General features: G+C 31.9%; 21 protein-coding genes. 10 read left to right on the top strand and 11 right to left on the bottom strand.

What is annotated here, in order from left to right; all coding sequences use genetic code 11:
* Positions 1-11 precede the first annotated feature (11 nt).
* The 6 genes from RG22_RS01165 to RG22_RS01140 are packed head-to-tail and all read left to right on the top strand — an operon-like array spanning position 12 to position 7,493.
* Positions 12-2,204, top strand: coding sequence for a molybdopterin cofactor-binding domain-containing protein (locus tag RG22_RS01165; RefSeq protein WP_034040112.1), 2,193 nt, complete (start codon positions 12-14; stop codon positions 2,202-2,204).
* Positions 2,205-2,226: 22 nt separating this feature from the next.
* Positions 2,227-3,246: an XdhC family protein gene (locus RG22_RS01160; RefSeq protein WP_034040110.1), complete on the top strand. Its 1,020-nt coding sequence runs from the start codon at positions 2,227-2,229 to the stop codon at positions 3,244-3,246.
* A gap of 13 nt (positions 3,247-3,259) precedes the next feature.
* Positions 3,260-3,943, top strand: coding sequence for a hypothetical protein (locus RG22_RS01155; RefSeq protein WP_034040107.1), 684 nt, complete (start codon positions 3,260-3,262; stop codon positions 3,941-3,943).
* Positions 3,944-3,965: 22 nt separating this feature from the next.
* On the top strand, positions 3,966-4,586 hold the full coding sequence (locus RG22_RS01150; RefSeq protein WP_034045580.1) for a nucleotidyltransferase family protein: 621 nt from the start codon (positions 3,966-3,968) through the stop codon (positions 4,584-4,586).
* Positions 4,583-6,877 carry an FdhF/YdeP family oxidoreductase gene (locus tag RG22_RS01145; protein WP_034040105.1) on the top strand — a complete coding sequence of 765 codons (2,295 nt, stop codon included), beginning with the start codon at positions 4,583-4,585 and terminating at the stop codon, positions 6,875-6,877. The genes RG22_RS01150 and RG22_RS01145 overlap by 4 nt, the downstream gene beginning before the upstream one ends.
* A 28-nt stretch (positions 6,878-6,905) precedes the next feature.
* Entirely contained in the window at positions 6,906-7,493 is a 588-nt protein-coding gene (locus RG22_RS01140; protein ID WP_034040103.1) for a DUF4202 domain-containing protein, read from the top strand.
* A 2-nt stretch (positions 7,494-7,495) separates the two neighbouring features.
* On the opposite strand, the gene moaA is transcribed toward RG22_RS01140, so the two are convergent.
* The 9 genes from moaA to RG22_RS01090 form a co-directional block, all read right to left on the bottom strand.
* Positions 7,496-8,503 (bottom strand): GTP 3',8-cyclase MoaA, encoded by a 1,008-nt coding sequence (moaA, locus tag RG22_RS01135; protein WP_034040101.1) that lies wholly within the window; start codon positions 8,501-8,503, stop codon positions 7,496-7,498.
* Positions 8,503-9,414 carry a bifunctional molybdenum cofactor biosynthesis protein MoaC/MoaB gene (gene moaCB / locus RG22_RS01130; RefSeq protein WP_034040099.1) on the bottom strand — a complete coding sequence of 304 codons (912 nt, stop codon included), beginning with the start codon at positions 9,412-9,414 and terminating at the stop codon, positions 8,503-8,505. Before moaCB ends, moaA begins: the two co-directional genes overlap by 1 nt.
* Positions 9,415-9,680: 266 nt before the next feature.
* On the bottom strand, positions 9,681-10,124 hold the full coding sequence (locus RG22_RS01120) for a molybdenum cofactor biosynthesis protein MoaE (RefSeq protein WP_034040096.1): 444 nt from the start codon (positions 10,122-10,124) through the stop codon (positions 9,681-9,683).
* Entirely contained in the window at positions 10,124-11,209 is a 1,086-nt protein-coding gene (gene moeB / locus RG22_RS01115; RefSeq protein WP_034040093.1) for a HesA/MoeB/ThiF family protein, read from the bottom strand. Before moeB ends, RG22_RS01120 begins: the two co-directional genes overlap by 1 nt.
* Before the next feature lie 39 nt (positions 11,210-11,248).
* Positions 11,249-11,482 (bottom strand): MoaD/ThiS family protein, encoded by a 234-nt coding sequence (locus RG22_RS01110; protein ID WP_034040090.1) that lies wholly within the window; start codon positions 11,480-11,482, stop codon positions 11,249-11,251.
* Positions 11,466-12,050, bottom strand: coding sequence for a molybdenum cofactor guanylyltransferase (gene mobA, locus RG22_RS01105; RefSeq protein WP_052143582.1), 585 nt, complete (start codon positions 12,048-12,050; stop codon positions 11,466-11,468). The genes RG22_RS01110 and mobA overlap by 17 nt, the downstream gene beginning before the upstream one ends.
* Entirely contained in the window at positions 12,051-12,791 is a 741-nt protein-coding gene (locus RG22_RS01100) for a sulfite exporter TauE/SafE family protein (protein ID WP_034040088.1), read from the bottom strand. It abuts the gene before it with no gap.
* Between the two features lies 1 nt (position 12,792).
* A complete protein-coding gene (locus RG22_RS01095) occupies positions 12,793-13,131 on the bottom strand; it encodes a winged helix-turn-helix domain-containing protein (protein ID WP_034040085.1) in 339 nt (112 codons plus the stop codon).
* A gap of 1 nt (position 13,132) precedes the next feature.
* Positions 13,133-14,311 carry a molybdopterin molybdotransferase MoeA gene (locus RG22_RS01090; RefSeq protein WP_034040083.1) on the bottom strand — a complete coding sequence of 393 codons (1,179 nt, stop codon included), beginning with the start codon at positions 14,309-14,311 and terminating at the stop codon, positions 13,133-13,135.
* Positions 14,312-14,568: 257 nt separating this feature from the next.
* On the opposite strand from RG22_RS01090, the gene RG22_RS01085 reads away from it, so the two are divergent.
* A complete protein-coding gene (locus RG22_RS01085; RefSeq protein WP_034040081.1) occupies positions 14,569-15,831 on the top strand; it encodes an alginate export family protein in 1,263 nt (420 codons plus the stop codon).
* A gap of 127 nt (positions 15,832-15,958) precedes the next feature.
* Here RG22_RS01085 and RG22_RS01080 read toward each other — a convergent pair whose 3' ends face one another.
* A complete protein-coding gene (locus RG22_RS01080; protein ID WP_052143581.1) occupies positions 15,959-16,939 on the bottom strand; it encodes an IS110 family RNA-guided transposase in 981 nt (326 codons plus the stop codon).
* A 446-nt stretch (positions 16,940-17,385) separates the two neighbouring features.
* Between RG22_RS01080 and RG22_RS01075 the strand changes: the two genes are divergently transcribed.
* Positions 17,386-18,921 (top strand): YifB family Mg chelatase-like AAA ATPase, encoded by a 1,536-nt coding sequence (locus tag RG22_RS01075; protein WP_034040078.1) that lies wholly within the window; start codon positions 17,386-17,388, stop codon positions 18,919-18,921.
* A gap of 88 nt (positions 18,922-19,009) precedes the next feature.
* The gene (locus RG22_RS01070; protein ID WP_034040075.1) at positions 19,010-22,303 is read left to right on the top strand and encodes a hypothetical protein; all 3,294 of its coding nucleotides are present in this window, start codon (positions 19,010-19,012) and stop codon (positions 22,301-22,303) included.
* A 116-nt stretch (positions 22,304-22,419) separates the two neighbouring features.
* Here the strand turns inward: RG22_RS01070 and RG22_RS01065 are convergent, their stop codons facing one another.
* On the bottom strand, positions 22,420-23,226 hold the full coding sequence (locus RG22_RS01065) for a hypothetical protein (RefSeq protein WP_034040074.1): 807 nt from the start codon (positions 23,224-23,226) through the stop codon (positions 22,420-22,422).
* A 112-nt stretch (positions 23,227-23,338) separates the two neighbouring features.
* Here RG22_RS01065 and RG22_RS01060 point away from each other — a divergent pair, with 112 nt between their 5' ends.
* Complete coding sequence (locus RG22_RS01060; protein ID WP_034040073.1) at positions 23,339-24,478, top strand: DUF2891 domain-containing protein; 1,140 nt, start codon at positions 23,339-23,341, stop codon at positions 24,476-24,478.
* Positions 24,479-24,554 lie beyond the last annotated feature (76 nt).

Raw genomic sequence — 24,554 nt, 5'->3', positions numbered from 1 at the left:
ATTCAGAAATCATGACAAAAATAAAAACACAATATAATCGTCGGTCATTTTTGAAGGTGTCGGCTGCAGCTGGTGGAGGTATGCTTATAGGGTTTAGTTGGTTAACAGGCTGTATTTCAGATAAGAAAATTGAACAATTAGCAGTTCCAAATGAATGGTTTGATATTAATGGCTACATAAAAATAGGAGATACAGGTATGGTTACCATTTATTCGCCAAATCCAGAAATTGGTCAGAATATAAAAACCTCAATGCCAATGATTGTTGCTGATGAATTGGATGTAGATTGGAAACATGTTGTTGTTGAGCAAGCACCTTTAAATACAGGGTTTTATCAAAATCAATTTGCAGGAGGAAGCCTTTCTATTAAGTTAAGTTGGAATGCTTTAAGAATGGCTGGAGCTACTGGAAGACGTATGCTATTGGAAGCTGCAGCAAAAGAATGGCAGTTATCTGTTTCAGATTTATCAGTCTCTCAAGGTGTAATTAAAGAGAAGAATGGAGAACGAACAATGACTTACGGAGACATAGCTTCAAAAGCTGTAGGCATTGAAATTCCTGAAGAAGTTGAACTTAAAGAAATTTCAGATTTCAAATTAATAGGGACAAGTCAAAAAAATGTTGATGGTAAAAAAATTGTTACTGGAGAACCTTTATTTGGATTAGATTTCAAAAGAGAAGAGATGAAACATGCAATGATTCAGCATCCTCCAGCTTTTGGCATGAAAATAAAGGATTTTAATAAAGAGGAGATTGTAGGGATGCCTGGAGTTCAAGATGCTTTTATTATTGACACGACAATAGAAGATCCAACTTGGTCTGATGAAAAAGGTTTTCTTCAGCTTATTGCTATTGTGGGAGACTCTACTTGGCAATTAATGAAGGCAAAAAAAGCTATTAAAGCCAATTGGGAAGTGATACGACCATTGGAGAGTTCACAAAATCATTTAGAGAAATTAGAACAAGCTCTAGCGTCTGGAGATGTACAACAAAGTAGAATTGATGGTAACCCAGAGGAAGCATTTAAGAAAGCTGCAAAAGTTATAGAACGCACCTATAGTGCTCCTTTTATGGCGCACAATACTATGGAGCCTATGAATTTCTTTGCTCATGTAACGGATACCTCTGCGGAACTCATTGGCCCAACACAAACTCCAGAAGCTCTAGAAAAATCTGTTTCTAAATTATTGAATATTGATTTAGAAAATGTGACTGTTAATATGACGCGTATGGGAGGAGGTTTTGGACGTAGACTCTATGTGCATTTTGGAGTTGAAGCAGCTGCCATATCAAAGAAAATTGGAGCTCCAGTTAAACTTATTTATAGTAGAGAAGATGACATGACTCAAGGCACTTATCGTCCAGCATATAGATCAACTTACAAAGCTGGTTTAGATGAAAATAATAATCTAATAGCTTTTAGTGTAAGAGGAGCTGGATTACCTGAAGGACCTGTTTTTCCAAATCGTTTTCCGGCGGGTACAGTAGATAATTATGCTGCTGAACAAATACAAGGTGAAACTAATATTACCACTGGAGCTTGGAGAGCACCACGTTCTCACTTTACAGGAGGTGCGGAACAAGCATTTCTTGATGAAGTTGCAGAATTAGCAGAAAAAGATCCAATAGATTTTCGACTAGAATTGTTTGAACGCGCCATTAATAATCCAGTAGGTGAAAAACACGAATATGAAGCAGAACGTTATGCTGGCGTCTTGAAATTAGTTAAAGAAAAATCGAATTGGGGCGAAAAAAAACTAGGTGTTTCTCGTGGAGTAGCTGCATATTTTTGTCATTCTAGTTATGTTGCTGAAGTTGTTGATATGGTATTAGAGAATGGACAGCCAAAAATCACAAATGTTTGGTGTGCGGTAGATTGCGGAATTGTAGTAAATCCTGATGGCGCTAGACATCAGATTGAAGGAGGCGTTATAGATGGAATCGGTCATGCGATGTATAGTCAATTAACGTTTGATAAAGGCGCGCCTAATCAGAGGAATTTTGATACGTACCAAATGATTCGTCATTCACAAGCACCTGAAAATATAGAGGTTTTCTTTGTTGAAAATGAAATTGCACCAACGGGATTAGGAGAACCAGGACTTCCTCCAGCTGTTGGAGCTTTGGCAAATGCTTTATATCAATTAAAAGGAGAACGTTATTATCATCAACCTTTTGCTTTAAGTAAACCTATTCTAGGTTAAATTTGTTTAGAATTTTTTGTAAATGACACACGAATTTAAAAACATAGTTGAAGAAGCTTCAATAGCAAAATCAAAAGGCTTAAAATCTGTTTTAACATCTGTTGTCGCTTTAGATGGTTCATCCTATAGAAGACCAGGAGTAAGAATGCTTATTCTTGAAAACGGAAAGATGATTGGAGCCGTAAGTGGGGGATGTGTTGAAAAAGAAATACTATTACAGTCTGAAACTGTTTTTAAAACAGGCGAAGCAAAAATGATGATTTACGATGGCAGATACCGTTTAGGATGCGAAGGTGTTTTGTATATTCTATTAGAAGTATTTAATCCCAATGAAACTTTTATAAATGCTTTTAAAAACTGTTTAGAAGAAAGAAATGCGTTCGAAATACAATCTCATTTTGAAAAAAAGGATGGTGTTTTTTCTGGAATTGGTACTCAAGTAAAAATCAATAATAATTTATTCTCAATTTCAGGAATCAATTTAGAAAATCAAAATAAATCGTGTTCAACGTTCCATCAAAAGATGCCACCCTGTTTTAAATTAATAATAATTGGTGCAGAACATGATGCGGTTCAACTTTGTAAGTATGCTGCTTTAACGGGTTGGGAAGTGACTATTGTTTCAGGAGCGTCAGAAGCCAAATCGATTTCAGATTTCCCGAGAGCACATGGTTTTTCTGCCATTTCCCCTGAGCAAATGGATGTTAAATTAATAGACAACCAAACGGCCATTGTTTTAATGACTCATAATTTCGCGACCGATTTGCGCTATTTAGTGGCTTTGAAAAATACCAATCCAAATTATATAGGGTTGTTGGGACCTACAAAGCGACGAGAAGATTTGCTCTCTCAATTCATAGAATATTGCCCGAATGCAGAAGATGATTTTTTAGAACGTATCCATGGGCCAGCAGGTTTAAATATTGGTTCCGAAACGCCAGAAGAAATAGCTATCTCCATTATTTCTGAGATTTTATGTGTTATAAGAAAAGAAGAACCTATATCTTTAAGTAAGAAAACGGGGCGTATTCATACTTCGTAGTTAGTTTTAATTTATGAAAACAAACATTCCGAAATTATTACTTGCTTTATTACTTGTTGCTATAATTTATTTGCTATTATACATTTTTGTTTTTTTGGACAAAACAGAAATCTTTTACAAAGCATCAGAAGTCGGAATTTTATTTTATCGACTTACAATTGGGTATATCGCAGCTACTATGTTTTATTTCATAGTGAATTATTTTCCGCAGAAACGAAAAGCGAATAAAATGCTAGCTAATTTAGACACTCAAGTTAATAAAATTGAAGCTAATATAAATAAAATATTAAGTGAGTTTAATTATCCAAATGAGCAAGAAATCTTAACATTAGAAAACTATAGTTCTGATAGCTTAAAACTAATTCTCGAAAACACAAAATTTGATTTTGTAACCAAAGTAAATTACGTTGGACAACAAAAAACTAACGTTATCAAGCACATTGAGGTTCAAGTAAATGAAATCAATAATGAACTTAAAGATATTGAAAAGCATATTGATTTGATTTCACCAGAATTATTTAAAACCCTGAAAGATGTTCAAAGGATGCCAATTTCAAGAGTATTTGTTGCAGGAATTGATATGGTAAAAAGAGAGAAATTACAAAATCAGAATTTAGGAATTTTTACTGACTTATTTGTTGACTATTTAAATAAGGTAAAAGAGTTTAAGTTTGAATGGGAAAAGAATAAAAACTAAAGACAAAAGCGTGTGTAATTATTTGTCAAAAAAAACCTCAAATATCTCTATAATTATACTAGCAGCCGGCGCATCAAAACGCATGGGTACTCCTAAACAACTTCTAAAATGGGGAAACTCCACTTTATTGGGTAACACCATTGAAACCGCTTTAAAATTATCAGTAAAAGAAGTTATAGTGGTTTTAGGCGCGAACTATAATGCTATTAAAAAAGAAATAAAACACTATCCCATAACTATCTTGAATAATGAAGATTGGCAAAAAGGTTTGGGGAAATCTTTAGCTTTTGGAGTAGAATATATAACATCTTCAAAACAAAAAGTTGATGGAATTTTAGTAATTTTAGCAGACCAACCTTTAATTAATGCTCAGTTTCTTAATAAATTAATTGATGAATTTAATAAAAAGGAGCACCCCATAATTGCAACATCATATAAAAACAAAAAGTATGGTGTTCCTGTTATTTTTGATAAAATTTATTTTGAAGAGTTATTAACCTTAAACGATGATTATGGTGCTAAACATCTTTTAAAAAAAAATAAATCATTAGTTAAAATTTTAATACCTGAATTAGAAAACTTAGATTTAGACTTAAAAGCTGATTATGAATCACTTTACAAGGAAAAATTTAATAATAAATGAGCTCATCACCAGAACATAAAGCTAGCACACCAGAGCAGTTTACAGATTTAAAAACCAGTAAACCTTATACAAATAGTGCAGGATTCGCTTCTGTGAAATCCGTTTTTGGTCAAGTTGCTAAATACATGAAGCCTGTAGATGCTATTAAATTATCACTTAAAATAAATCAAAAAGGTGGATTTGATTGTCCGGGTTGTGCATGGCCAGATCCAGACGATAAACGTTCTGCTTTAGGAGAATATTGCGAAAACGGTATGAAGGCCATAGCAGAAGAAGCACAAAATAAAACTATAGGAGCCAATTTTTTTGCAAGTCATTCTGTTGAAGAACTCGCAAAACTTTCAGATTTTGAAATAGGTAAATCTGGGCGTTTGTCCGAACCCATGTTTTTGGCAAAAAATGCAACACATTATCAATCTATTTCTTGGGCGGAAGCTTTTAATAAAGTTGGAAATCACTTAAATGCTTTAAATAATCCAGATGAAGCGGTGTTTTACACCTCTGGAAGAACCACAAACGAAGCGGCTTTTTTGTACCAATTATTTGTACGCGAATTTGGTACAGCTAATTTGCCAGACTGCTCCAATATGTGTCATGAAGCAAGCGGTAGTGCACTATCTGAAACCCTAGGAATAGGTAAAGGCTCAGTAACTTTAGATGATTTATATAAAGCCAAAGTGGTTATGGTTATTGGTCAAAACCCAGCAACTAACCACCCAAGAATGTTAACCGCTTTAGAAAAATGTAAAAAAAACGGTGGTAAAATTATTGCTGTAAATCCATTACCTGAAGCTGGCTTAATTAAATTTACAAACCCTCAAAACCCAATAAAATTATTAACTGGTGGCACTAAAATTGCCGATGTTTTTGTACCAATTACTATAAATGGCGATGTCGCTTTTATAAAAGCAATACTGCTTAAACTGTTAGAAAAAGAGGAGCAAAGCGGTAATGTATTTGATAAAGCATTTATTGAAGAATTCACCGATGGTTACGACGCTTTTATTACCGATTTAAAAACGTACGATTTCGATGAATGTTTACAAGCTTCAGGAGTTACTAAAGAAACTTTTAATGACGCTTTCAATCTCATATTAAACAACAATAAAATTATTATTTGTTGGGCTATGGGCTTAACGCAGCATGAAAATGCCGTTGATAATATTCGAGAACTCGTAAATCTTTTGCTGTTAAAAGGAAGCATTGGGAAAGAAGGAGCAGGCACTTGTCCGGTGCGTGGGCATTCCAATGTGCAAGGAGATAGAACCGTTGGTATTTGGGAATCGGCACCACAAGCCTTTTTAGACAAAATTGAAGCAAAATATGGCTTTAAACCAACTACAAAACACGGCTATTCGGTAATAGATGCTATTAAGGCGATGTATGAGAAAAAAGCTAAAGTGTTTTTTGGTTTAGGTGGTAATTTTATCTCGGCAGTTCCAGATACTAAATATGCTGCTCAAGCTTTGGCGAACTGCAATTTAACAGTTCATGTGAGTACTAAATTGAATCGTTCGCATTTAGTAACTGGAAAAGAAGCACTTATTTTACCCTGTTTGGGTCGCTCGGAAAAGGATTATCAAAAAACAGGCATTCAAACCCAAAGTGTCGAAAACTCTATGGGCATTGTATCGTCAACTAAAGGAATTTTAGAACCGTGTTCTAATGCATTGTTGAGTGAAGTTGCTGTAGTTTGTGGCATTGCAAATGCAACTTTGAAACAACGAAGCAAAATTGATTGGTTAAAGTATACTGATGATTATAATTTGGTACGCGACGATATTCAAGAAGTAGTAGATGGGTTTAATGATTATAACAAACGCTTAAAAAACCCGTCAGGGTTTTATCTACCAAATGGAGCTCGAGTGCGACAATTTAAAACCAAAACAGGAAAAGCAAATTTTTCTATTAATAAACTCCCAAATTGGAAGCTTAAAAATGATGAATTAATCATGATGACCATTCGTAGTCACGACCAATTCAATACTACAATCTACGGATTAAATGATAGATACCGTGGTATTTATAATGAGAGACGTATCATTTTTATGAACAGAGGCGATATGAAAATTAGAGGCTTACAAGAACAACAGATTGTTAATTTAAAATCCAAATTTAATGGAGTAACAAGAATTGCAAATAATTTTAAAGTGATAGGTTATGATATTCCAAAAAATTGTTGTGCCACTTATTTTCCAGAAACTAATGTTTTAGTACCTTTAGATAGTTTTGCACATACCGCAAAAACACCAGCTTCAAAAAGTGTAATAATTACTATTGAAGTAACCTAAAAACAACAAGTATTTTAATAACTAATTTATGAAACCAACGCGATTTGAGAGTGCCATAGCATTAATTGATAAAAAAAATTCTGATGATCCAAATGTTTATAACGTTCATGGGTTAGACTATCCGAAAGAATCATTGTATTCTCAACGCATGTCTAGAACATTATTATTGAATAATCCCAATGCATCAAAAGCATTGCAAATTGCAGCAAGAGCACAGCATATTTGTCGTTGGAAAATCCCTAGAGACGAATATCCAATGGATCGAGTTGGTTATTTAAAATGGAGAGAAACCCTTAAAAAAATGCATGCAGACATGACTGCCGCTATTTTAAAACAAGTGGGTTATGATGATGAATTTATTAACCGAATTACAGCTTTAATTACCAAAAAACTGATAAAGAAAAATGAAGAAGCGCAAATTTTAGAAGATGTTGTTTGTCTTGTTTTTTTAGATTATTATTTTGAAGAATTTTCAGAAAAACATGACCCTAAAAAAGTGATAGATATTCTTCAGAAGACATGGAAGAAAATGTCCGATAAAGGTAGAAATGAAGCATTAAAACTTCAATTTTCTGCTAAAAATTTAAAGCTAGTAAAAGAGGCTATAACTCCATAGTTTTAACCACCAATAGTAATCATGCTACGATTGTTATTATGTAATTTGGGTTCTTGTAGCTTTTCTAAAGTATTCATACCACCACGTATTTTTAACTTTGCTTGCACCGCTTTTTGAATGATAGGTTCAATAGGTTTTCCTGCGCGAAGTGTAGTTAATAAATCAGATTCACCAGAGGAGAATAAGCAATTTTTTAATTGTCCGTTGGCTGTTAAACGCAATCTGTTACACGAATCGCAAAATGGATTAGTTACCGAACTTATAATGGCAAAACTACCTTTGTAACCTTTTATTTTGTAATTTTTTGACGTATCGTTTGGTGCGTCTTGTAAGCGTTCGATTTCTTTTTCGGAAAAAGAAGCGTTTACATATTTCATCACTTCTTTATATGAAACCATTTTACTGATGTCCCATTTGTTGCCATCAAAAGGCATAAATTCAATGAAGCGAACCGAGATTGGTAAATCTTTGGTGAAGTTGATAAAATCGATGATTTCATTATCGTTAAAATCTTTCATTAAAACCGCATTCACTTTAACGTTAAAGCCTTCTTTTACCAATAATAAAATATTGTTGTAAACTTTTTTAAACTCATTGCGACGTGTAATGTGTTTGAATTTTTCTTCATCTAAAGAATCTAAGCTGACATTGATGTTTTTAACACCATTCACTTTCAATACATCAATAAACTTATCAATAATAACGGCATTTGAAGTGATTGATAATTCCACAGGAAGGGTTGCTAGTTTTTCTAAAATAACAGGAATGTCTTTTCTGATTAAAGGTTCGCCACCAGTCAATCTAATTTTTGTAACGCCATGTTTAACAAAAGTTTTTGCGATATCATAAATCTCTTCATAAGTCATTAAATGACTTTTAGGAGAGAGTTGCACACCTTCTTCTGGCATGCAATATGAACAGCGTAAATTGCAACGTTCAATTAACGAAATACGGAGGTAGGTATGGTCCCTGCCGTGTGTGTCTTGTAGTATGTTTTTATCGTTTTCCATTAATCGTGTCTAACACCTTTTAAAATTCTGAAAATATGTAATACCGAAGGAAATATAGCGTCCATAGACTCTTTTGCACCATTGGTTGAACCTGGCAACGCTAAAACCAAAGTACTATTAATTGTTCCTGCAACACTTCGAGACAACATCGCGTAAGGCATACGGTCTTGTCCGTAATTACGAATGGCTTCCTCTATTCCAGGAATGCGTCTGTCTAATATTGGTATTAAGGCTTCGGGTGTAACATCTCTTCCTGAAAGCCCAGTGCCTCCTGTATAGATTATCAAATCAATACCTTGTTCTTGGTAACTTTGTGCTTTTTCTTGAATGCTATCTTTTTCATCTGGAATAATCACATATTCCGAAACCTTTACATGGCATTCTTCCAATTTTTTAATAATCGCTTTTCCAGCTTTATCTTCTTTATGTCCTGCAGAAATTGAATCTGAACAGACAATAACCGCAGCTGTTAAATCTTTTCTAAATTTATCTCTGAAATCTGATTTCCCACCTTTCTTTTCTAATAATTTTATAGCGTGTATCTCAATACCTTTATCTATTGGTTTTAGCATATCGTACATGTTTAGAGCTACAACACTTGCGCCATGCATAGCCTCAACTTCAACACCTGTTTTATAAATGGTTTTTACTGTGAACAAAACAGTAATTTCAAGTCCGTTTATTTCGTATTCTATTCCTGTAAATTCAATAGGTAAAGGATGGCAATCGGGTAAAATATCTGGTGTTCGTTTTACACCTAATAAACCTGCAGCTTTACTCATAGCAAATACATTACCTTTTGGTACAGTGTCGTTTTCAATAGCCTGTATCGTTTCTATTTTACTAACTTTTACAACTGCTTGTGCAACTGCAGTTCTTAATGTTGTGCTTTTTTTTGTAATATCAACCATTTTAGTGTGGATTTGTTGAGTTGTTTATTTGTTTAACTGGGCTTTCCGTAAAGCATTTAATTTGTTAGAAATTTTTTCAATTTTCCTTCTAATTAATTTGTTAATCCAAACTTTTCTTTACCAGGGAGCTTTTGAGTAATTAGATAAATTAGTTTAACTAATTCTTTAGAATCTTGCCAAACATTCAATTTTTCAAACGAAAACGTATATGACATGTGTATTAATAATTTACAATTAAACTAATAAACGATTCAACAAATAAACAATTAAGAGTTTACTTTCCACTGGTGAGAACTATCTTCAAAAATTTCTTTTCCAAAAACGGGAACGTCTGCTTTTATCGCTTCAACGATATATTCTAAAGCCTTAAAAACGACTTTTCTTCGAGGTGATGATACAAATACAAATAAACAAATTTCACCTGCTTTTACTTTACCTAAACTGTGGTAAATGTGCATACAGGTTAGCTCGAATTTTTCAAAAGCGACTTCGCGAATTTCATTGAATTTTGCATTTGCCATATCTTCATAAGCGGTGTATTCAATTGCTGAAACGGTTTTGTTATCAATAATATCAGCACGCACTTGCCCTAAAAAAATATTATGAGCGCCAATGCCGGTTTTTGTTTGATGTTTTGCAATGGAATTTCCGATAAAATCAGAGGAAATAGCACCTTGTTTAAATACGTTTTTGGGTTTTTTATCTTTCATTATAATGAAATTTTATCTTGTTCTTTTATATGTTTAATAATATCGACCGCGCCTTCGTTTACGCTGTAACAGTTTTTAATATCTAGTTTCTTTAATAATTCTACAGCACGTTTACTTCTTATTCCTGATTGACAAAAAATGGCTTTCTTTTTTACTGAATCTAATTTATCTAAATTGTTTTCTAATTGACTTAATGGAATATTTGTGACTTCTAAACCTTCAACTTTTGGATGTTCATGAGCTTCTCTAACATCAATAAACTGAATGTCTTTTTTTGATAACATAGCTTCAATTGAAACAGTTGCAACTTCAATTTTACAAATAAAATCTATTTCCTTTTCATGAAAATTTTCTTTGTCCTTTAGAACAGATTGAATCGTTTCTTCCGATCTATTAATTTTTAATATTGAATTTTGAAGTGTTAAGGCATTGTAGCACAATAATTTTCCAGAAAGTGTATTGCCAAGGTCTAATATTATTTTTAAAACTTCATTTGCCTGCATGGTACCAATAATTCCTGGAAGCACACCCAATACACCAATTTCTGAACAATTTGGAACGCTACCTTTTTTCGGAGGGTTTGGAAACAAACAACGGTAACTCGGTCCGTTTTTGTAATTGAAAACGGAAACTTGACCTTCAAATTTATAAATAGAGCCAAAAACTAGAGGTTTGTTCGTAATAATACAGGCATCATTCACCAAATAGCGCGTTTCAAAATTATCAGAACCATCGACAATAATATCGTATTGATTAAATAAATCAATAGCGTTTAGATGGGTTAGTTTTTCAGGATAAGCAATAATTGAAATAGCATCATTCAAATCTTCTAAACGTTGTTTTGCAGCAATAGCTTTGTTTTTTCCTAAAGTTGATGTGCCGAATAAAACTTGACGTTGCAGATTGGAAATTTCAACAACATCAAAATCCATAATGCCGATGGTGCCAATTCCTGCAGCGGTTAAGTATTGCAAAACGGGGCAGCCCAAACCACCAGCACCAATAACCAATACTTTGGCATTGGAAATTTTGTCTTGACCGGTTTGCCCGATTTCGGATAATATGATATGTCTGTTGTATCTCATCCTGCCAATTAAGTTTTTTATTTTTACGTGTCGAAATGACTATCCACCAGCAAAAGGCGGTAATAAAGCGATTTCGTTTCCTGTGACTTTAGTTTCAACGGAAACCAATTCTTGATTTTGTGCCACTTGAAAATCCTTGTTTTTTAATGCCTTATATCTTGAATAAAGCATCTCTAAAAGTTCGGAAATTTGGTGTCCTGAAAACTCAAAAAACTCCTCTTCTTTTTGTGTTATTTCAGCAATTTGTCCAAAGTATTTAACGGTTATATACATCTTCAATTCGTTTTAATTCTTCTTTGGTATTCACATTCATTGTAGAAAATTCGTGTACTTTTTCTAATATGATATTTTTCGAGTTGCATGCTTTTACTGCTATCCGTAATCGACGTTCGTTTTTCTGTAAAAAATCATTAAAAATATCTTTAATATGTCGTTTATACAAAGCAATCAAAGGCATTGTTTTTCCTTGATTTTCAATTTGAATAATTTCGGAATCATCATCAACAGCATGAATTAATTTCTTTAAAATTTCAGAATTAATCAACGGAATATCGCAACTTAAGATCAAATTATATGTGGTTGATGAAGCTTCTAATCCAGAGCATATTCCTGCAATTGGACCTGCATTTTTTGTGATGTCGTTTACGCGTTTAAATCCGAACGCATCATAATTTTGATTATCAGAAACAATTATAATTTCTGAAACCAATGGCTTTAGCGCCTCAATACTATATTGTATAAAAGGTTTTTCATTCAACATTAAAAAACTTTTATCCGTTCCCATTCTGGAGCTTTTTCCACCTGCTAAAATAATACCTGTTATGTCTTTCTTGTTTACCATTTAAGCGAAAAATAATTTAGCACATGCTATTACGAGTACAAAAGCCAAAATGTATCGAAGCTTTTGATTGTTAATCTTTTTACTTCCGTAGTAGCCTCCCAAAAGGCCACCAATAATTGCAATGCCCACTAATAAAAACGATTCTTTTTCTAAAGTTACGCCGCTACTTAATTGCCCGATGAGTCCGGAAGCAGAATTCACCCAAATAAATAAAGCAGAAACTGCCGCAGCTTCCTTCATTTTCCCCCAATGTAAAAGCAAAATTATTGGTGTTAAAATAATACCTCCACCAATACCAATAAGTCCAGAAAAAAAACCGATAATACCACCAACAATTAATCCTTGCCACAGTTTAATATCTTTTACGGTATTGCTTTCTTTTCCAAAAACATTCAACATTTTTAAAATGGCAAACACGAGTAAAAGCGCTAATATTTTTTTGTAAATTGAAGCATCAATCTCAATTGTACCACCTAAAAAGGCTAATGGAATTGAGGTAATGGCGAATGATAAAAATAACTTTCTGTTAAAATACCCTTCTTTATAATAGTAATAAAACGAAATACCAGCCACAAATATATTAAGCAATAGGGCAGTGGGTTTCATGGTTTCTGGCGCAAAAGAAAACAATGCCATTAAAGCCAAATAGCCGCTTGCACCACCGTGACCAACGCTGGCGTAGAGGAATGATACTATGGGAAGTATCAAAAGGAAAATATAAATATTTTCGGTTTGTAACATTTTATAAATCTTTTATTTTTTCGATCTGTGTGTCTAAAAATTCCCAACAGTTTTTATTAATATCGTCGAAAGCATTAACTAATTTTTTTCCGTAATCGGTGAGTTTTGCGCCACCACCGCCTTTACCACCAATGCTGTTTATGGTTACTGGCTGTTTCGCAGATTTATTAACCGAATCAATAAGACTCCACGCTTTTTTATAAGATATGTTTAAAGATTTTGCAGCTTTTGATAGTGAACCCATTTCATCAATGGCTTTTAATAACTGCACACGTCCTTCGCCTAAAAACACTTTGTTTTTTGATTCAATCCATATTCTACTTTTAATTTTATAACTCATATTACACAGGTAATAAAATGGTTTCAACGGTATCGTTTATATTAACATTGGTTATGTGTTCTGGAACGAAAACCAAAGCATTAGATAAAGCAAAAGTTTGTAGCATTGATGAGTTTTGTCCTTCTAAAATTTCTACACCCCCATCTTTGTAAACCGCTTTTAAAAATTGTGGTCGGTCTCCTTTTTTTTCAAAATTAGAAATGGATTTCGCTTTAACACGAGGTAATTCAACAATATCACGATTTGTCATATTTTGCAATGCAATAAACACATAAACATAAAAACAAGTAAGTGCTGCAGCAGGATTTCCCGGTAAGGCAAAAATACTCGTATTGTCTTTTTTTCCGAAGAATAAAGGCTTTCCTGGTTTCTGTTTTACTTTATAAAAGAGTACTTCAACTTTAAGTTTGTTTAAAGCTTTTCCAACAAAATCGTAATCACCAACCGAAATACCACCAGTTATAAGTACTAAGTCATTTTCATTAATAACGGTGTTAAGTTTAGATACGGTTTTTTCGTAATCATCTTCAACTTTATGAATGTTAACATCGTAAAATTTTAAACTGTAAAGCGCAGCGAGCAACATTTTAGAATTACTTTCGTAAATTTTTCCTTGAGTTAAATCTTGCCCAGCTTCAACTAACTCATTCCCTGTGGTAACAATAGCGATTGAAGGCTTTTTAAATACTGAAACTTTAGTAATCCCCAACGAACTTAAATACCCAATGGCTGCAGGTGTTAATTTAGTGCCTTCTTTCAAAGCTAAATCACCTATTTTAACTTGCTCTCCTAACGGGCGAATATTATGTGCTTTGTTTATTTGGTGCTCAATACTAATCTTATTACCATTAATCTTAACTTTTTCCTGCATTATTACAGCATCTGCAGTATCTGGAACAGGTGCGCCTGTAAAAATTCTAACAGCTTCACCTTTTTTTAAAATAGGCTGATGCGCATCGCCAGCTTTTACTTCATCAATTAAATTATATGATAAATCGTGATGTAAACATAAGGCGTAACCATCCATAGCTGATTGCCGAAACGGAGGCATGTTTATGGGTGAATATATATCTTCATGTAAAAAATAACTACCTGATTTTTCAACAGATTTTGTAACTTCTGCAAAAATGGGATTTACGTTTTTTTTTACTAATTGAATAGCTTCTTCGATGGAAATCATTAAAAATAATCGTTATGTTTATTCAAATATAACGATTATTCTTTTTAAGAATTAAAATATTAAAACTCTACTTAAATATTTCGTATTGATTGTTTTTATTATGCTGAATTTTTTACAAAAGGAAAAAGCATAACATAGAACAATATGAGATATGTCATAAACTACACAATTTATAGCCTATATATTTGTACTCAGTAAACTAGGTGCTTATAGACTTAATTTATTAGTAAAAACAGATTTATAAAAAGGTTTAAAAAATGAAAAAGCAATACGTATTAATTTGCATGTTGATGGCGACATTTCAATTTGCACAAGCTCAATTTACATTAGATGGAGAGTTTAGACCCCGTACCGAATACCGCCAAGGATTTGGAAGCATTATTCCCGAAGCTGCCGATGCCAGTTTTGGAATTTCTACGAGAATTAGATTAAATGCAGGCTATCAAGTTGATGCTTATAAATTTTATTTGAGTTTTCAAGATGTGATAGTATGGGGGGAAAACCGACAAATTTTACCTTACGATCAAAACAACTCGTTTGCTGTGTTTCAAGCTTGGGCAGAGATTAATTTAGGTGAAGGGTTTTCAACTAAACTAGGGCGTCAAGCTATTTCTTATGATGACCAACGTATTATGGGCGGATTAGATTGGGCACAACAAGGACGTAACCATGATGCTGCTTTAATCAAATATAAAAAAGGAAAATTTATAGCTGATTTTGGACTGGCTTTTAATCAAGATTACTCACATCCTACTGGCTTTGTTTCAGAGGGAACAGGTTATAATACTGCTGGGTTCTTTTCATATAAAACCATGCAGTATTTATATTTGAAACAGGCTTGGGAGAGTTTTTCAGGAAGCCTGTTATTGTTGAATAACGGATTTCAGAAATTTGATACCAACAACAATCCAGATGGTGTAAATAGCATTCAAACTCTTGGAACACATTTAGACTATAAGAAAAATAAATTAGGTGTTGCTGCCAATGTGTTTTATCAAATGGGCAACAATGTAGATGGTGCTTATCTTTTAGGATTAGACCTAACTTACAAAGTGTCGGATAAAGTAAAACTTGGTGCTGGTTTAGAGCTTATGAGTGGAAATGATACTTCGACTGCAGATACGGAAGCATTCTTCCCGTTGTACGGTACAAACCATAAATTTAATGGTTTTATGGATTATTTCTTCGTTGGAAACCATGTAAATTCTATTGGATTATTTGATGTTCACGTGATTGCAAATTTTAAATTAAGCGAGACTTCTGGTTTATTGGTAAAAGTTTTAAACTTTAGTGGCGAACAAGATTTACCAAGTGGTGAAAACGGTTTAGGAACAGAGTTAGATTTAGTATTCTCTAAAGCCTTTAAAGGTTACTCGTTAAAACTAGGCTATTCTCAAATGTTTGCTAGCGATGGCATGTACGAATTAAAAGGTGTTGCTGAAAATAATGCATCCGATATGCAAAACTGGGGTTGGGCGATGTTAGTGATTAAACCTAAGTTTTTAAATGGGAGTAATTAAATCCTTATAAATCAATTTTTTTTGAAAACCCTCTTTATTGAGGGTTTTTTGTTATTATAAATCTGAGTTCGTAAAATTAAATAAGCCTAATATGTCACCTTGAGCATTCTAAGATAAAAACAAATTTTTAGGCTGCAAATTTCACAAAAGGTTCATTTCTTTTGGCAACAGCAAAGATTCTAAGCACCAATTTGTTAGCAACAGCATTAATTACTGTCATATGGTGTTTGCCTTCTTTAATTTTTCGATTGTAATATGCTTTAAGTTGTGGGTCGTACCGGACTGCTGAAATTGCACCTTTTGTTAAAATAGCTTTTAACGATCTATCCCTCAAAAAATGTGTTTTAGTTTTTCCTCTGATACTACTTCCAGATTGATAAGGAAAAGGAGCCAGACCGCAATGACAGCTAAACTTTCTAGGGTTATCAAATTTTGTAAAGTTAGCTGTTTCTACAATACATTTAGTGGCTATAACTGGACCAATTCCAATAACTGCTGATATTTTTCTGTAACTGCCACTTAGATTTTGGTCTGACTGAATAATTGCTTTCATTTGATTTTCAATATTTACAATGCTTTTTTTTAGGGATTTAATCTGCCTTTTTTCTTCTTCAATTAACATTTTAACATCAATTGATTGATTCAGGATTTCATTGGCTTTTTGGCTGTTTTGAACTTGAACAGACATTTTCACGTAACGCTCTCTTGCTGTAATTAATGCTTTTAGTGCACTCAATTCTTTTGAAGGCAAACTGTAAGGTTTAAGTTTGTGTTTGTTTTTTACAGCATATTCTGCAATTCTATATGCGTCTTTAACATCGCTTTTACCCCGTTGAATCCCAAGTGATTTTTTGAGTTCTAAAGGGTTAATAACATAAAACTGAAAACCGCTTTTACTAATACAATCAATTAAAAGAGCACCATAATGCCCTGTATGCTCTAAGGCGAATGTATCATTGTTTTTATCAAAATTTTTAAGCCATTGATTGATAGCTTTTGGCGTATTGTCAATAATTCCCCTTGATTCAACTTGAACTTTTTGATAATCTAAGATGCAATAATCTAATGTGTTTTTTGAAATGTCGATACCTGAAATTAATTTTTTCATAAATTTGAATTGATCATTAAAAACCTGAAGAACCAATAGGTCTGTGTACTAACGCTATTAATAAGCCTTAAAGCTTAACATTCTAAATGGTACCAAAACCTAAGAAGGGAAAGGACTTATGCTCAGGATAAATCTAAAAGTTTAAGAGTCGAAATAGTTCACCTTTCTCTTCTGGTTTTTCAGAAATTTAATAAAATTAAACTTCTGTAAATTTAAAATGCTAAACTAATAGCGCAGTCGAAAGGTCAATAAACGTATATTTTTGAAAAGGTTTCGGCTGCGCTCAACCTGACATAATAATTTTATGATAGTCATTATATTAATCTTTTGGTAATTAATTGAATTCAAATTATAAGAATTAATGATGTAGCAACCTGTTAATTGTTTATCACTTACTTTCCTAAAATTAAAATACATTTCTTACATTTAAGCAGTAAACATATACTATGCTTAAAAAAGTTTTTGGAAGTGCCGTTTTTGGTGTGGAAGCCACCACGATTACAGTCGAGGTAAATGTTGATAAAGGAGTGGGCTATCATCTTGTAGGTTTGCCAGATAATGCCATAAAAGAAAGTAATTTTCGAATTGCCGCTGCACTTCAGAATAATGGTTACAGAATCCCAGGTAAAAAGATTATTATTAATATGTCGCCTGCCGATTTACGAAAGGAAGGCTCTGCTTATGATTTAACTTTAGCTATCGGAATTCTAGCATCTACAGACCAAATTAAAGCTGAAGATTTAGAACAATATTTAATAATGGGCGAGCTTTCGCTTGACGGTAGTTTACAACCTATAAAAGGCGCATTACCCATTGCTGTTAAAGCTAGAGAAGAAGGGTTTAAAGGATTTATTCTTCCAAAACAAAATGCTAAAGAAGCAGCTATTGTTGATGGTTTAGAAGTTTATGGTGTTAATACTATTGAACAAGTCATTAATTATTTTGATAAAGGAGAACCTTTAGAACAAACTATAATTGATACACGAAAAGAGTTTGAAAAAAACTTAGATTTTCTTGAGTTCGATTTTTCCGATGTAAAAGGTCAAGAAAGTATAAAGCGCTGTATGGAAATTGCAGCAGCCGGAGGACATAATATCATTTTAATTGGTCCACCGGGAGCAGGAAAAACCATGTTAGCAAAACGCTTACCGAGTATTTTACCACCAATGACGCTTCATGAGGCTTTAGAAACTACTAAAATACATTCTGTTGTTGGTCGGGTAAAAGATACTGGATTGATGGCTCAGCGTCCGTTTAGGAGTCCACATCATACCATTTCGAATGTCGCTTTAGTTGGTGGTGGAAGTTTTCCACAACCCGGAGAAATTTCATTATCTCATAATGGCGTGTTGTTTTTAGACGAGTTACCAGAATTTAAACGTGAAGTTTTGGAGGTTATGCGTCAACCATTAGAAGATAGAGAAGTGACGATATCTAGAGCGAAGTTTACGGTAACTTATCCATCATCCTTTATGTTGGTAGCGAGTATGAATCCTAGTCCGAGTGGATATTTTAATGATCCAGATTCGCCTGTAACTTCAAGTCCTGCCGAAATGCAGCGCTATTTAAGTAAAATATCCGGTCCATTGTTAGATCGTATCGATATTCATATTGAAGTGACACCAGTACCTTTTGAAAAACTAAGTGATGACAGAAAAGGAGAGAACTCGGTTGATATAAGAAAGCGTGTTACCAAAGCTAGAGAAATACAAACCAATCGTTTTGCGGAATCCGATAGTGTTCATTATAATGCACAAATGAATACCAAGCAAATTCGTAAACATTGTGTGTTAGACGACGCATCAAAGCAATTACTAAAAACCGCAATGGAAAGATTGAATTTATCGGCACGAGCTTACGATAGAATACTTAAAGTTTCTAGAACGATTGCTGATTTAGAAGGTACTGAAACTGTAAATGTCTCGCATATTGGTGAGGCGATTCAATATAGAAGTTTAGATAGAGAAGGTTGGTTAGGGTGAAACATCCAAAAATTATGAAGATGAAATATTAAAAATTGCTTCTAAAGAAGTATATATAAATGGAATAAATTAATAAAAAATATATTTGATGGAACCTATTACAATTACAGCGGCAATATTAAATCAATTTCAAACATCAGCTATTGTTAGTACTTTGATTGGGGGAATAATAGGGAATCGATCAGACGCACTTTTATGTAATAGCACAAAAAAAGTATATCAAAAAATTAGAAATACAATAGGAGAACCCTTTAACCACGATATTCAAAAATCTGTTCGAAAATCTTATCTTAAATCAACTTTAATTGTTGTTAATCATATCAAAAAAAACTATCAATGGTATGATAGCATTGCAAATGATAAAAATCCAGCTGATATTAGGCATATATCCAATTATTTAAAAAAGGAAATTAATTTACTAGATAGAAATAATATTAGGTTTCCAAATTTGGATGTAGACGAAGAATATCAAAAATTACTATTTCCTATTGGAAAAACTTCAGAGAATAGAATCCCAGATATAGTTAAGCTTATAAAAAAAAGTGTTTTTAAAGAGTTAAAAATTAATGGTTTAAGAGTAGAATTAGCACTTGAGCAATCTATTGAAGATGGTTGGAATGATGATGGTAAGTTAATGAGTTGGTACGATCTTACTTGTGCTTTTTTTAGAGAAGAATTAAAGACAAACCCTCGCATTTCTACATTTATTCAAACAGAATACTTAGATATAATAAGTTTAGATATTAAAGATGTAAAGTTCCAAATTGAGAATATACTTAAACCTTTAGATTCATTTGTTAAAGAATATAAATCTTATTTGTCTAAAATAGATGAGATTTTAAATATTACTAAAAATATAGAATCAACCGTTGTTGATACTAGTGAAACTACCACCGAGATTAGTCAGAAAATAACAGAAATCAAGGAGTTGTTAGATGTAACTAATAATGGAGCAACTGAAAATCTGGATCAAATTGAACCACCACAAGTTATAAGTATTAACACTTTTTCAGATGAAAATTTGCTTGAGGTATTAAGTTTTTTTGAAAAAAACATAAACGAAAAAAAATTAAGTGAAGAAGAATTAGCAGATATTTATGATACGAAAGCAAAATTATATGCTACAATTTTCAAAGATTTTGATAACCAACTTGAAACTAAATATAAAGACAAATTATCTGGAGTAATTTTTGATCGGATAATATCCTTTAAAGAAATTGAAAAAACTGATTTTGATACAATTCAGTCTATACGAAACAATAAAAAATATAATTATAAAGATCGTTCACTTTTAGTTAGCGGAATTTCAATAGGCGTTCTTAATAATTTTGATTCTTCAAAAATAAATTTGCTTATTGATTTTTTAACAGATTTTGAGGAAGATGTATGGCAAAAAGCATTAGTAGGATTAATTCTTTGTCTTTTAAAGTATGATAATCGTTTAAGTCTTTTTCCAGAAATATCTAAGCGTTTAGTTGAATTAAAAAAGGTTAGTAAAATACAAAAAGGCATTATTTATATTGAAAGAATTTTGAGATACCGTTCGTTTAGTCCAAAAGATGTTTTTCAAAATAACAAAAGAGAGTTTATAATTACACTTCAAGGGGTTTTTGGTAATACATTAGAATTTGACAAGAAGGATTTAAAAGACATCAAAAAAATAATCGATAACAAGCTTGAGTTCCATGAAGATCATATCATGTCTAAAGTTGTCGATTACGATAAACTTACTCAGTTTTATAGCAAATACTCCGAAAAAGATTCATTTACTGCTACTTTTGGAGAATATTTTAATTGTTTAGATTATAATACATATGTCGAATTATATGAATTAAATCCGTTGCAATTTAAAATGGATTCTGAAATCTTTAAAGAACCAAAAAGTTGGTTTATCCCTTTTGATGATGATGAGAAAATTAGGGATATTATGATTAAAAACTTTACTGTTCCAAGTATAGACATAAGTGATTTTATTGACTGTTTAAAAAGATGTTATTTTTTAAGCGATATAGACAAAAACTATATTATAGTTAATATTAAATCATTCTCTGAAGACTTTATAAATGTTGTTTATATAATGGCTAAACATGAAGAGGAAATATTTCAAAGATTTAATCCTAAATCTAAATTAGAATTATCTTTAAATAAAATCATTCGAGAACTTTATCGTTTTAGGCAGCTTTCAATAATCCCAAGTAATGAAAATATATTTAGAGACAAATTATCAATATACGATAAAACACTTTTAGATAAAATTGGTGATAAACTAACAAATATAAAAATTAAGGCTAAACATCATTTTGATAATAGATTGTATATAGAGTCATTAAAAATATTAGAAGAGTCTAAAATAATTAATAACGATTACGAAATCCTAGAATTATATGCATTAAATAATTTTTATCTTAAAAGATACGATGAGTCTAAAGTGTTTATTGAAGAGATTCTAGTGTCATTAAAAAAGACCAAGAATCTTGACAGGAAAGCATACTGGTTCAAAAAACTTAATTCAGTTTATTTTAATTTAAAAGACTATGATGAATATGAAAAACACCTTAATAAAGAAATAGTAACAAGAGAAGATGTTTTTGCCAAAACTATAGCAGAAAATAATAACAATGATGAATTAATAAAGGGTAAGGCTATAGATTTAGCGTCGGCCTATTTTTCTCTAAGCGTTAATTATTGGAATATACATAAAGATGTTTATCAAAGTATTGTCTATTTTTTAAAGTATTTAAAAACTTTTTTAAATATATCTACAATCAATAGCGAGCAATTACTAAAACTAACTAATCAAAATAGAAAAAGTATAATTAGTCTTATTTTAATATATCTAGAGAACGAAAATTTAAAAGTAAATACTAAACGATTAGAGGCTTATATTAATGAAAATTTAGAATCAGATTTTCAAAAAAAACTAAATGATTTATTTTGTAATGTTAAAGAAATAAATGAATTAGAAGGCAATAAAATTGTTTTTAATAATGATGAAGTTGCCCCAGAAGTAATTAAACACATAGAGTTACTTTACAATACACTACTACCAATAGCTAAAAATGTACTAGAAGGTGAAAATGAATTTACTAAAATTGCTGTGCCATTTAACATAGACAAAAAAGGAACTTTTGATGTTAAATTAGTTTTAGATGAGGTTATAGAAAAAAAGGAAAAATACCTCTTAGAAGAACTTGCTTCAAGTTTATATACAGGAATAAAAAATGATTTTATAGAAAAAGCATTTAATGTATTTATTAAACAAATTTGTAATGAAAAAGCTGAACCACATTATTCTATTGAAGAGATAAGATCTAGTCTAAATTCATACATAGAATATGCAAAACTGCCCACTACAGAAAATGAAAATACTACAGATGAATAAAATTATTTAGAAGATATTGAACCGAAAATAGCTCACATATTAGTCAAGCGATTCAATATAGGAGTTTGGATTGTGAGGGTTGGTTAGGGTGATTTTTTATAAATTGGAAAATGATATCACTTTTTTTTAATTCCAAATTTATTATTGAAGTAGTTGTCATATTTTTCTGTATCATCTTCTCTCAAGTTGTTAAATTTAAAACCATTCACTGAATATCCATACCACCCAAAACGATTATATATTTCAATATTCTTTTTTAGTGATTCGTCTTCATATATATATCGAAGTAAAAAAACATATCTATTTTCAGATTTTAATAAGTCATCTTTTTTTATGCCTTGAGTAAAATCATTTCCTCCAAAACCACCATTTCCATTAATTATTACTTTTCTTTTATCATTAGTTGAATAAACTTCATCTAGAATATTAGAGCTTTTATCAGTTAATAATAATATTGCTTGAAATAGTTTTATAGTCCCATTTCTTTTTCCATAATTTTTATATCCAACTCTAAAGATATAATTGGTAGAGTCTGATACTTTAGGTAAAAACTCTACACTATTTGAAACAACAATTATATCAGCAGATTCAAGTTCAAACCTTTTGCTTTCAATTCTAGTTTGCATATCAACCAATTTTTGAAATTCTTTAGCTTGGGTGAGAGAGTTCGTAAGGCTATCTTTTACATCCGAAAGATTATGACTTAATTTGTTTATGTCATTGATGATTTCAGAAGTTTTTCCCAAACTTTTCTGAAGTGATTTTGATACTTCTCCAACCGATTCTTTTAGATTTTTTTCAGCCTGGTCAGATTCCTTTTTTGTTTCTCTAGTACTTAAATAAGTGAATATTACAACTAGTACACTGCAAAATGTTGCCAATGAAGCATATAACATAGATTTGTTTTTAAATAAATTATTCATAACCTAAATTTGAACAAGGAAAATTACAAAATTTATATGATTATATTTTTCGTATGTATCTAGTTTTTATAAAATTCTTTTACATTTATAGATATAATTCTAATTTTAGAAAATGAAAAAACTAATAATAATATTTCTTTCAGTTGTCATCTTCAACTGCAACACCACAAAAGAAAAAAATCAACCTATTGAAACTGAAATTAAAACAGTTTCAACCTCACAATCAAATCCAATATTGGGTATTCCAAAACTCAATTTAAAAGGCGCAAATACTTTAGCACAATTGCCATTGCATTGTATAAATACCGAATATCCAAATAAGTTATCGCAAACTATTGGTAGTGATGATGATTTAAAAACACCAAGTGCATTGCATCCTGCATTTTATGGCTGTTTCGATTGGCATTCATCAGTTCACGGGCATTGGAGTTTAGTGAGTTTGTTAAAGCAATTCCCTAATATGGATAATGCAGAGAGCATTAAACAACGTTTGCTTAAAAACATATCAAAAGAAAACATTGAAGCCGAAGTACAATATTTTTATGGAAAATATAACAAATCTTATGAGCGTACTTACGGTTGGGCGTGGTTACTTAAGCTCGCCGAAGAATTGTATACTTGGGACGATGATACCGCACGAACTTTAGAAAGCAATCTACAACCGCTAACTGATTTAATTGTAGGTAAATATATAGAGTTTTTACCAAAACTAAATTACCCAATTCGAGTTGGCGAACATCCAAATACCGCTTTCGGATTATCTTTTGCTTACGATTATGCTAATACCGTAAATAATCAACAATTAAAAGCATTAATTGAGCAACGTGCTAAAGATTTTTATTTAAAAGATACTGGTTGCCCAATAACTTGGGAACCTAGTGGTTTCGATTTTTTATCGCCTTGTTTAGAAGAAGCCGCTTTAATGAAACGCGTATTACCAATAGCCGATTTTAAAACGTGGTTAAATACTTTTTTACCACAACTTAAAGACCAAAATTTTAAGTTGGAAACAGGGGTTGTGTCCGATAGAACTGATGGAAAATTAGTACATTTAGATGGTGTTAATTTTTCAAGAGCATGGAGTTTAAATAAAATTGCTGATGGTTTACCTGAATATGCACATTTAAAAAATACTGCAAACCACCATATAAATTATTCGTTACCAAGTATTGTTGGAGATAGCTACGAAGGTGGGCATTGGTTGGGTAGTTTCGCTATTTATGCACTAAACTCAACAGAAAAAAACAAATAAGGTGGGTTCGATATAATCTGCCTTTCAAACTCCTGCGATTCAGAAAAATAATTTTATGTGTCAGGTTGAGCGCAGT

Source organism: Wocania ichthyoenteri Th78, from assembly GCF_000789235.1.
GTDB classification, from domain to species: Bacteria; Bacteroidota; Bacteroidia; order Flavobacteriales; family Flavobacteriaceae; genus Wocania_A; species Wocania_A ichthyoenteri.
Note: the sequence above shows the minus strand (reverse complement) of the source record. Positions and strands in the feature narration are given on the sequence as shown.